At 73.8% G+C, this 10,761-nt stretch carries 5 protein-coding genes and 1 pseudogene; 4 read left to right on the top strand and 2 right to left on the bottom strand.

Annotated elements, in window-relative coordinates:
* Positions 1 to 209 precede the first annotated feature (209 nt).
* From VNL12_RS14360 to VNL12_RS14350, 3 genes are all read left to right on the top strand, one after another.
* Positions 210 to 1,427, top strand: coding sequence for a glycosyltransferase family 4 protein (locus VNL12_RS14360; protein ID WP_325595628.1), 1,218 nt, complete (start codon positions 210 to 212; stop codon positions 1,425 to 1,427).
* Positions 1,428 to 1,464: 37 nt separating this feature from the next.
* On the top strand, positions 1,465 to 5,931 hold the full coding sequence (locus tag VNL12_RS14355; protein WP_325595627.1) for an alpha-(1->3)-arabinofuranosyltransferase domain-containing protein: 4,467 nt from the start codon (positions 1,465 to 1,467) through the stop codon (positions 5,929 to 5,931).
* A gap of 153 nt (positions 5,932 to 6,084) precedes the next feature.
* Positions 6,085 to 7,992: a putative bifunctional diguanylate cyclase/phosphodiesterase gene (locus VNL12_RS14350; RefSeq protein WP_325595626.1), complete on the top strand. Its 1,908-nt coding sequence runs from the start codon at positions 6,085 to 6,087 to the stop codon at positions 7,990 to 7,992.
* Between the two features lie 73 nt (positions 7,993 to 8,065).
* Here VNL12_RS14350 and VNL12_RS14345 read toward each other — a convergent pair.
* Positions 8,066 to 8,857 (bottom strand): annotated as a pseudogene (locus VNL12_RS14345) (Gfo/Idh/MocA family protein); the annotation flags it as partial.
* A gap of 260 nt (positions 8,858 to 9,117) precedes the next feature.
* On the opposite strand from VNL12_RS14345, the gene VNL12_RS14340 reads away from it, so the two are divergent.
* Positions 9,118 to 9,465, top strand: a complete 348-nt coding sequence (locus VNL12_RS14340) for a hypothetical protein (protein WP_325595625.1) — start codon at positions 9,118 to 9,120, stop codon at positions 9,463 to 9,465.
* Between the two features lie 158 nt (positions 9,466 to 9,623).
* Here VNL12_RS14340 and VNL12_RS14335 read toward each other — a convergent pair.
* Positions 9,624 to 10,761, bottom strand: a 1,138-nt coding sequence (locus VNL12_RS14335) for a hypothetical protein (protein WP_325595624.1), incomplete at its 5' end; no start/stop codon positions are given.

The raw sequence follows: 10,761 nt of genomic DNA, 5'->3' as shown, positions 1-10,761 counted from the left end.
GAGCACCGCCGGCGGCGTCGGAAGCGGGATCGGCGGGGGCGGTCATGGGTGCGGCACTCTGCTCGGGTCGGGGTCCGGGGCGGCCGGGCCACGCCGGCCCGGGATGATCGCCGATCGCCAGGCCCGTGCTCTAACGTGAGATGGCTGCCCGGAGCGGGTGGCGTCGGCGTTGCACCCTATCCCGGGGTCCGCACCGAGCCCGTGATCCTGTGACCTCCTCTCCCGCCCCCCCGCCTGAGCCCGCCGCCCGCCACCGGACCCCGAAGCTGGGCGACATCGCCGCCGCCGGCGGGCTCCAGCGGGTGCACCTGATCGCCTGGCGTGACCTCGACGACGTCGAGGCCGGCGGGTCCGAGGTGCACGCCGCCACCGTCGCCCGCCTCTGGGCCGAGGTCGGCCTCGACGTGTTGATGCGCACGTCGTGGGCCCAGGGCCACCCCAACCACGGACGGCGTGACGGCTACGAGGTGGTGCGCAAGGCCGGGCGCTACCAGGTGTTCCCCCGAACCGCGCTGGCCGAGATCCGGCGCGCCTACGGGCGCCCCGACGGGCTGGTCGAGGTCTGGAACGGCATGCCGTTCTTCTCGCCGCTGTGGGCCACGGTGCCCCGGGTCGTGCTGCTCCACCACGTCCACGCCGACATGTGGAAGATGGTGCTGCCGCCCCACCTGGCCCGCGTCGGCGACACCGTCGAGCGTCGCGTTGCGCCGCTCATCTACCGCCGCAGCCGGATGATCACCCTCGCACCGTCGTCCAAGCGGGAGATGGTCGAGCTGGGCTTCCGGGCCGATCGCATCGACGTGGTGCCCCCCGGCGTCGACCCCCGCTACACGCCGGGAGGCACCCCGTCGACCCCGCCGCTGGTGCTGGCTGTCGGTCGGCTGGTGCCGGTGAAGCGCTTCGACCGCCTCATCCGGGCCGCCGCCGCGGCCCGCGCCACCACCCCTGACCTCCAGCTGGTGATCGCCGGCATCGGCCCGCTCCGCGGGGAGCTCGAGGAGCTCGTCGCCGGGCTCGGAGCCCAGGAGTGGGCCACCCTCGCCGGGCGCGTCACCGACGAGGAGAAGCTCGACCTCTACCGCCGGGCGTCGGTCGTCGCTTCGTCCTCGGTGCGCGAGGGGTGGAACATGACCCTCACCGAGGCCGCCGCCTGTGGCACGCCCGCCGTCGCCACCCGCATCGCCGGCCACGTCGATGCCGTCGTCGACGGGCACAGCGGCCTGCTCGCGGAGGATGAACGCGACCTCGCTCGCCACCTGGCCGCGGTGACCTCCGACGCGGAGCTCCGAGCCCGCCTGTCGGCCGGCGCGTCGGAGCAGGCGGCGCAGTACACCTGGGAGGCCACCGCGAGCGGCATCCTCGCCGCCCTCGCCGAGGAGGCCGAGCGTTGGCGCGACCGACCCTGGCGGGCCTGGCGCCGCCGGTGACCGGGTCCCCCGCCTGGTCGGTCCCCGCCCGGCCCTCGTGACCGCCACGACGACGTCCCGGCGCCCGGCGCGCCTCCCCCTCGCCGCGCTCCGACCCTGGGCGCCCGTCGGCCTGCTGGGCCTCGTCTGCTACGTCCCGTTGCTGCTGACGCACCGGGGCCAGGTCGGAGCCGACACCAAGTCGTACCTGTACCTCGACCCCTATCGGCTGCTCGGCCGGGCCTGGTCGATGTGGGACCCCAACGTGGGGCTGGGCACCGTCCCCCACCAGAACATCGGCTACCTGTGGCCCATGGGGCCGTTCTACTGGGCCAACGAGGCTCTCGGCGTCCCCGACTGGATGGCCCAGCGCCTCTGGCTGGGCTCCATCTTGTTCCTCGCCGGGTTGGGGGTGCGCTACCTGCTGCGGAGCCTCGGGCAGGGGGGGCCCGGCGTCACCGTCGCCATGTTCCTCTACGCCCTGTCGCCCTACGTGCTCACCCTGGGGGCGCGGATCTCGGCCCTGCTGCTCCCCTTCGCCGCCCTCGGCTGGCTCCTCGGGCTCACCGTCCGTGCCGTCCGGGAGCGCAGCTGGGTCCACCCGGCCCTCTTCGCCCTCGCCGTGCCCACGTTCGGCTCGACCAACGCCACCGCCCTGCTCCTCGTCGGCGTCGCGCCCGCCCTCTGGGTGCCGTACGCGACGTTCGTCCTCAAGGAGATCCGACTGCGTCAGGCCGTCGGCGTGGCCGCCCGGATCGGGCTGCTCAGCGTGGGTACCTCGCTCTGGTGGATCATGGGCCTCTGGTCCCAGGGCGCGTTCGGCATCGACGTCCTGCGGTACACCGAGACCGCCCGCACCGTGGCCGAGGCCTCCAGCGCGCCCGAGGTGTTCCGAGGCCTCGGCTACTGGTACTTCTACGGCGACGACAAGTTCGGCGCCTGGATCGAGCCGTCGGGCGCCTACACCGAGAACCCCGGCCTTCTCGCGGTCACCTACGCGCTGCCCATCATCGGGCTGCTCGGCGCCACCCTGGTCCGTTGGCGCTACCGGGCGTTCTTCGTCGGGCTCATCGTGACCGGCCTCGTCGTCTCGGTCGGGGCCCACCCCTGGGACGACGCCGCCCCCGTCGGCCAGGGCTTCCAGGCCTTCCTGCAGTCCCAGGCCGGCCTGGCCATGCGCAGCCTGCCCCGGGCGGCCCCTCTGCTCGCCCTCGGACTGGCGGTCCTCACCGGCATGGCCGTCTCCGCGCTCGGGGAGCGAGCGCGACGCCTGGAGCGCCCGGCGGCCGGCGCCCTGGTGCTCCTGGCGATCGTCGCCCTGCCGCCGCTGTGGCTCGGCCAGATGGTGGCCGACAACCTCCAGCGCGACGAGGAGATCCCCACGTATTGGGACCAGGCCGCGGACGGGATCGACGCTCGCGGCCGCAACCAGGCCGGCGGCCATCGCTCACGGGTGCTCGAGGTGCCCGGCTCGGACTTCGCCTCCTACCGCTGGGGCAACACGGTCGATCCCATCACCCCGGGCATCAGCGACCGACCGTACGTGGCCCGCGAGCTCATCCCCTACGGCACCCCTGCGTCGGCCGACCTCCTGAACGCGCTCGACCGCCAGCTGCAGGAGGCGGTGCTCGACCCCGAGGCCATCGCCCCTGTCGCCCGCCTGATGGGGGTCGGCGACGTGGTCCTGCGCGGTGACCTGGCCTACGAGCGGTTCAACCTGGTCCGGCCCCGCCAGGTCTACGCCGTGCTGCGGGACGCGCCCGGGCTGGGACCGGCGACGGGCTTCGGCGGCACCGAGCCCAACGTGCCCGACCCGAGGCTTCCGCTCGAGGACGAGATCGAGCTGGGCGCGGACCCTGACCTGCCGAATCCCCCCAAGGTCGCCCTCTTCCCCGTCGACGGCGACCCGTCCATCGTCGGGGCCAAGCCGGAGTCGTCCACCGTGGTGCTGGCCGGCAACGGCGAGGGGCTCATCGCCGCCGCCGCCGCCGGTCTCATCGACGGCGACGAGCTGCTCCGGTACTCGGCTGCCTTCGGGGCCGATGGGGGGGGCGGGCCCGAGGCCCTGCGCCGCGCCGTCGCCGAGGGAGCGCCGCTGGTGGTCACCGACACCAACCGGCGGGCGGGTCGCCGGTGGGGCGTCGTCCACGAGACGAACGGCAAGACCGAGCGGGCCGACGAGGAGCCGCTGCGCGTCGATCCCACCGACAACCGCCTTCCGCTGTTCGCCGGCGCGGGCTCCGATGCCGAGACCGTCGCCGTGCACGGCGGGGGCGTGTCGGTGCAGGCCACCAGCTACGGCAACAGCGTCAGCTACACGCCCGAGGACCGCTCGGCCATGGCCCTCGACGACGACCTGCGGACCTCCTGGTACACCGCAGCCGGCTCCGCGGCGGTCGGCGAGCGGCTCGAGATCCGCTACGACGAGCACCGCACCACCGACCGCATCCGCTTCCTGCAGGGCACTCGCGGCGGCCAGAACCGCTGGATCACCGGCGTCCGGCTGCGCTTCGACGACGACCGCGTGGTCGAGGTGGACCTGGGCGAGGCGTCGCGCCAGGGCGAGGGCGAGTGGATCGACCTCCCCGCCCCCGAGACGTTCGAGACCGTGACCGTCGAGGTCACCGCCACCGACCCCGGTGCCCGCGACGACTACGACGGCCTGAGCGGGATCGGGTTCGCCGACATCCGCCTCGGCGACGACGACCTCCGCCTCGACGAGTCGATCCGACCGCCGACCGATCTCCTCGATGCCCTCGGCGACGACGCCATCGACCACCCCCTCGCCCTCGTGCTCACCCGGCTGCGCTCCCGCCCGACCGCCGCCATCCGCTCCGACGAGGAGCCGACGCTCGTCCGCGACCTCGAGCTCCCCTCCGCCCGCGACTTCGGCCTGACGGGGACGGCCCGCCTCTCCCCGACCGCCGTCGATGCCCTCATCGACGAGCTGATCGGCCTCCCCACCGTGGACGACGGCGGCGTCGAGGCCTCGTCGTCACGCCGTCTGCCCGGCGACCTGACGGCCCGGGCCACCGCCGCGATCGACGGCGATCCCGACACCCACTGGAGCCCCGGCTTCTTCGGCCAGGACGCGGAGTGGGCCGAGTACCGGACCGCCGAGCCGGTCACCTTCGACCGGATGGACCTGGCCGTGGTGGCCGACGGGCGCCACACCGTGCCCACCCGCCTGCGCATCGTCGCCGACGGCGAGGTCACCACCTACGTCGATGTGCCGCCCGTCGCGGACCAGCCCGAGAAGGACGCCGTCACCCAGGTGGCCCTCGAGCTGCCCGAGGCCGTCACCGGCCGCGACATCCGCATCCACATCGACCGATCCCGCCCGGTGCTCACCAACGACTGGATCTCCGGCATGCCGGTCGTCATGCCCGTCGGCATCACCGAGTGGGGCATCGAAGGCCTCGACGTCGAGGCGCCCCCCGCGTCGTTCGACTCCGGGTGCCGGCGCGACCTGCTCACCGTGGCCGGCGATGAGGTCGGGGTGCGCATCACCGGCGCCACCGACGCCGCCCTCGCCGGCGACGCCCTCGACGTCTCCCTCTGCGCCGATGAGGTGAGCCTGCCCGCCGGCCCCTCGCAGCTCCGCACCGCCCGGTTCACCGACGTCGGGCTCCAGATCGACAGCCTCACCCTCCGCTCGGAGGCGGGCGGCGCGGCGGTGACGGGCGAGGGCCGGCTCCTTCCCGAGACCGACGAGGTGGCCACCGAGGTCACGGCCCAGGAGCGCTGGCGATCGACGGTCGAGGTCGGACCCCGGGCCGAGGACACCTGGCTGGTGATCGGCCAGAGCGACAACCCGGGGTGGACGGCGTCGATCGACGGCGAGGACCTCGGCGCACCGGTGCTGGTCGACGGGTACTCGTCGGGCTTCGCGATCCCCGCCGGCGCAGATCCGGTGACCGTCGAGGTCGTGTGGCAACCCCAGCGCGCCGTGTTCGGTGGGTTCGCGGCGTCGGTCCTCGCCGCGCTGGTGGCCCTGGCCCTGGCCCTGCGGCCGTGGCGGTGGCGCCGGGGCGAACCCGCGTCGGTCACCGCCGGGCCGCGCGACGAGCGACCCAGTCCCCTTGCGGTGCTCACCCGCTCAGGAGGTGGCCCCCCGTCCTGGCCGGTCACCGTCGCCGTCGGGTTGGCCGCCGGTCTCGCCGGCCTGGCCGCGGTGAACCCCGTCGCCGGTGCCGTGTTGCTCGTCGTGGCCGTGCTGGGCCTGCGGCTCGATCGGGCCCGGGTGCTGCTCGCCCTCGGACCCGCAGCCCTGCTCGGCCTGGCCGCCGCCTACGTCGTGGTCCAGCAGGTGCGCCACGGGTTCCCCGCCGGCTTCCGCTGGCCCGAGCAGTTCTCCCGCGTGCACGGCGTGGCCTACGCCGCCGCCCTGCTCGTGGGGCTCGAGCCGATCGTGAGCCGCCTCCGCACCGGCTCCTGGTGGGACCTCGGCCCGCCCGACCCGCCCCCGGAGCCCTCCCCTGGCGACCGACCGACCTCCGACGCCGCTCCCGGCCGGGATCCCTGACGGGGCGGGCGATGCGGCTGGCTCTCAACCCTCTCCTCGAGCGGCCGATGAGGACCGGGGCACCACATCGCAGGAGGAGGTCGACCCATCAGAGCGTCACGAGCGGCGTCACGTGAGCGCGACGGCCGAGCCGGCGTCGACCTGGCCCTCCTGGTGACCGTCTGCGCCCTCGCGGCGGCCGCGTCGATCCACTTCGAGGTCGCTGACCGGGTCATCGACGGCGCTCGCCGCCATGAGCCGCTCAACCTCAACGGCCTGCTGGCGGTGGTCCTCCTGGTCCCTGTCGCCACGACCATCTACGCCGTGCGCCGCTATCGCGACGTCATGGCGGTCCGGGCCAAGCTCGCCCGCCTCTCACTGCGCGACCATCTCACCGGCCTTCCCAACCGGCTGTTCCTCTCCGAGTGGATCGACCGGGAGATGAAGGCCGTCCACCGGGCCGGGGCCCGCGTGGGCCTCCTGTTCGTCGACCTCGACCGCTTCAAGGTCATCAACGACACCCACGGTCACGACGTGGGCGACGCCCTGCTGGTGGCGCTGGCCGCTCGCCTGCGCGAGTGCGTGGGGGAGAGGGAGGCCGAACGGGTGATCCGCTACGCCGGCGACGAGTTCCTCATCGTGTGCCGCGAGGATCCCCTGCGCCCGGTGGCCGAGCGCCATGCCCGCCGGGTGCTCGCCGCGCTCGAGGAGCCGTTCGGGATCGGGTCCGAGACCCTGCGGGTCGCGGCCAGCGTGGGCGTCGCCGTGAGCGAACCGCACGAGACCGGCGAGGAGCTGATCCGCCGAGCCGACGCCGCCATGTACGACGCCAAGGCCCGTGACGACGGCCGTCCTGTCTTCTTCGACGAGTCGGTCCACGGGCGCCGCTTCAGCCCGGCCACCCTCGAGCCCCACCTCCGCAGGGCGGCCGAGGAGAACGGCTTCCGCCTCGCGTACCAACCGGTCGTGGACACCGCGTCGGGCCAGATGGTCGCCGTCGAGACGTTGTTGCGCTGGGACCACCCTGACCGTGGGCCGGTGCCGCCGGTCGAGTTCATCCCCGTGCTCGAGGAGTCCGGTCTCATCGTGCCCGTCGGGGCGTGGATCATCGAGGAGGCGCTCAAGCAAGCCCAGATCTGGCATCGCGCCTACCCGAACCGTCCGCCGCTGCGGGTGGCGATCAACGTCTCGGCCCGCCAGCTCGCCCAGAGCGGCTTCGACGCGCACGTGCGCGCCGTGGTCGCCGCCACGCCCGTCCCGCCCGGCTCCATCTGCCTCGAGATCACCGAGGGCGCCCTCATGGTCGACATCGAGGCGGCCTGGAGCTCGCTGCGCCTGCTCAAGCGCATGGGCATCAAGCTCGCCCTCGACGACTTCGGCACCGGCTACTCGTCGCTGTCCTACATCCGGAACTTCAGCCTCGACATGTTGAAGATCGATCGCTCGTTCGTGATGGGCCTCGGCGAATCGGTGGAGGACACCGCGATCGTCGAGCACGTCATCGGCATGGCCAAGGCCCTCGGCATGGTGACCGTCGGCGAGGGCATCGAGACGCCTCGACAGCTCGCCGAGCTGCACCGGCTGGGCTGCGAGCTGGCCCAGGGGTACCTGCTCAGCCACCCGGTCGGCCCCGAGGAGATCGACGCCATCTTGAGCCGTGGCGGCGGGTTGGCCCGGCCCCGCGGCGGGCGACCCGTCGGCCGTACCCTCAGCGGCGAGCTGGCCTCGGCCACCGCGTCGAACGGTGGCCTCTTCGCCGCGGGCGAGGCGGTGTGGGTACAGAACACGGCCGGCGGCGGGTTCAGCGCGAGCACGAGCGAGGAGGCCGACCCGACGACGACCCGATCCCGGGCCCGCGGCGGGCTCAGCTGGCCCCGCCGGTCCCGGTTCGCACCGGCGCCCCGTCGGTCGCGGCCGACTGATACGCGGCGGCGACGAGCCGGTGGGCCCGCCGGGCCACGGTCACGTCGGGCCACGCCGGCGCGCCGCTCCGCACCGCCCGCACGAAGTCGCCGTCGGGGTTACCCATGGCGATGCCCCGCCGGGTGCACTCCTCGACCACCGCCGGTCCGTCGAGCGTGACCGCCGGGCCATCGGCGGGCTGCCAGGTGACGGGGCCGAACCAGTCGCCCTCGAGCGCCAGCCACCGGTCGGTGCAGAAGACCTCCAGCCGGCGCAGGCTCGGGCGCGACAGCACGTCGTGCCACACCGAGGTGAGGGTGCCGAGCCCGCCGCCGGCGAAGGCCAGGGTGGCGCTCACCACGTCCTCGATGCCGTGGTGGCCGTGGAAGTTGGCCTGCTGGGCGGAGATCGAGGTCACCGGCCCGATCGCGTGCTCCAGGATGTCGAGGTCGTGGATCGAGTGCTCGATGAGCGCTCCGGCGCCGGCGCGGGAGCGGTCGGCCCGCCAGGTCGACCCGTAGGAGCCCTGGATGGGGAGGAACTGGTCGTCGCGGAACACCACCGCCATCACCGGTCCGGCATCGGCCACCAGCGACCGCACCAGGTTGAACGCCGGTGAGCGCCGCAGCACGAGCCCGACCTGGTTGGTGACGCCGGAGGCGACCACCAGGTCGGTGAGGGCCTCGGCCGTCGGCAGGTCCGGGGCCAGCGGCTTCTCCACGAACACCGGGAGACCCCGGTCGACCGCGAGGGCGACGAGCCGAGGGTGCTCGGAGGTCCAGGTGCACACGTAGAGGGCGTCGCAGCCGTCGAGCACCGCCTCCTCAGAGTCGACGGAGGTCGCGCCGCTGGCTGCCGCGAAGCGTTCCCGCCGGTCACCGTCGGGGTCGAACACCCCCGCCCAGGTCACATCCTCGCCGCTGGCGCGGAGCATCTTGGAGTGGAAGGTGGCGATCAGCCCCGCCCCCAGGAACCCCACGCGCACCGTCACGACCGAGCACCGTAGGTGATCGTTGCGGTCCGTCGGCTCGGCCGGTGGTCGCATCCGCGAGCGGCTGGGTTGCCGTTCGAGACGGCCTGCATCCGCGTCCCGGCCCGGAGTGCACACCGGTTGCCGAGGTTGCGATCCGCCGCCGCCGGTGACGTGTCACGGTTCTCGGTACGAGATCCTGCACCCGCCTGTGACCCGTCACGGTTCTTGGTACGGGATCCCGCGGACGACCCGGGATCCCGTACCAAGGACGGCACGTGGCCCTGCCGGGGGCGTTGGGCCCACGGGTCAGTGCCGGCCTCTAGCCTCGGAGGGTGCTGCTGAGCTCCGCCGAGTCGCTGTCGGTCGGACACGTCGCATGGGTGGTGCTGGTGACCGTCGCCGCCTGCATCCCGCTCGCCCTGACCCTCTGGGCGCTGCTCGACGCCGCCCGTCGGCCTCGGTGGGTGTGGGCCCTGTCGCGCCATCCGCAGGGCCCCTGGATGGCGGCGGTCACCGCCGGCGTGCTCCTCACCGTGATCGGGCTGGGCATCTCGCTGTGGTACCTGCTTCGGGTGCGCCCGGAGCTGGCCGCCATCGAGCGCGGCGAGATCGACCTGATGGACCTCCGGCCTCACCCCGACATCGTCGATGGCCCCCGCCCGCGACCCGGAGACGAGTGAACGGGCGCCTCACCGAGCGGCGCGGGCGCCCCTTTGACGGGTCGATCTGCCACCACCGGGGTGGACACGTGACCTTTCCGGGCCGGGGGGCCTTGCGGCCGGCCGGGCCATAGTGGCCGGCCGGGTGGGGGACGGTCAGAGCGCGCCACGGGCATGGCCTACCAGTGGTCTCGCCGACCGCGTCCCGCGTCCGCACCGGACGGCGACGGGGCGGACGCGGGGGGCGAGCGGTTCGGTGCGGAGCCCTCGACATCGCCCTGACGCCCTCGCTCGCGCCGGGCGACGACGAGTGATCCGATGATGCCGACGACGATGAGGCCCACCGCGAGCACCCGGAGGCCGGGCGGTCCGTACGCAGGCGCGCCGAACCCTTCGACCACGTCGGCCATCCAGCTCTGGCTCTGGCCCAGCAACATGAGCGACGTGGCGGTCATCACCACGACTGCCGCAGCGGGCGCGGCGTGGTGCAGGCGATCCAGACCGGCGATCACGACCACCGTCAACAGCGCCAGCACGGGAAGCATGTAGCGCGGGTGCGAACCTCCACCCCCGGCGATGTGGCGGAACACCCCGAGCACGACGACGGCGGCGGCCACACCGACGATCGGCAGCCCGTGAAGGCGCGGCGCGCCTCGGTTGGTCCGACGCCACACCGTCGAGGCCACGAGGCTGACCACGGCGACGGCGACCACCGCGGCGATCATCCAGAGGGCCCAGGTCGCCAGGCGGGGCCGAACGGTAAAGTCGGGTGCGTAGACGCTGCCCACCAGATCAGTGAAGAAGATCCGCCACCACTCGAGGTCGCCCAGGGCGCCGAGTAGCCCGCCGGGACGGGGGGTCTTGTCGTACCGTTCCAGCAGCGCTCCCGAGGCCAGGGGATCGCCGAACATCACGGTGTTGCGGACGTACCACCACCCGGCGATCGCCGCCACCGGACCAAACATGCCCAGCGCGACGGCGCTCACATCGCGTGGTGTGGCCGAGGGGCGAGGGCGCGAGCCGCTGTCGCCGCGGGTCCCGGCACCCCGACCGGACCCGGCGCGACCGGCAACGACCAGGGCTCCGACGGCGACCGCGGGACCGAGGGCCGAACCTCGGCTCAGCCCGGCCAGGACCACCGCGCCGCTGACGAGCACCCACAAGCGGCTCACGGGGTGGGACCAGGCCCGAACGCCGGCCCAGACCACGAGGACCGTCGACAGCAGCGCCAGCCCGTCGCTGTAGCCGAAGCTGGCCAGCGACCACAGCGCCGGCATCGCCGCGAACAGGGTCGCGGAGAGCAGCCCCAGGCGTCGC

The organism is Iamia sp. (assembly GCF_035575815.1).
GTDB lineage: Bacteria > Actinomycetota > Acidimicrobiia > Acidimicrobiales > Iamiaceae > Iamia.
Note: the sequence above shows the minus strand (reverse complement) of the source record. Positions and strands in the feature narration are given on the sequence as shown.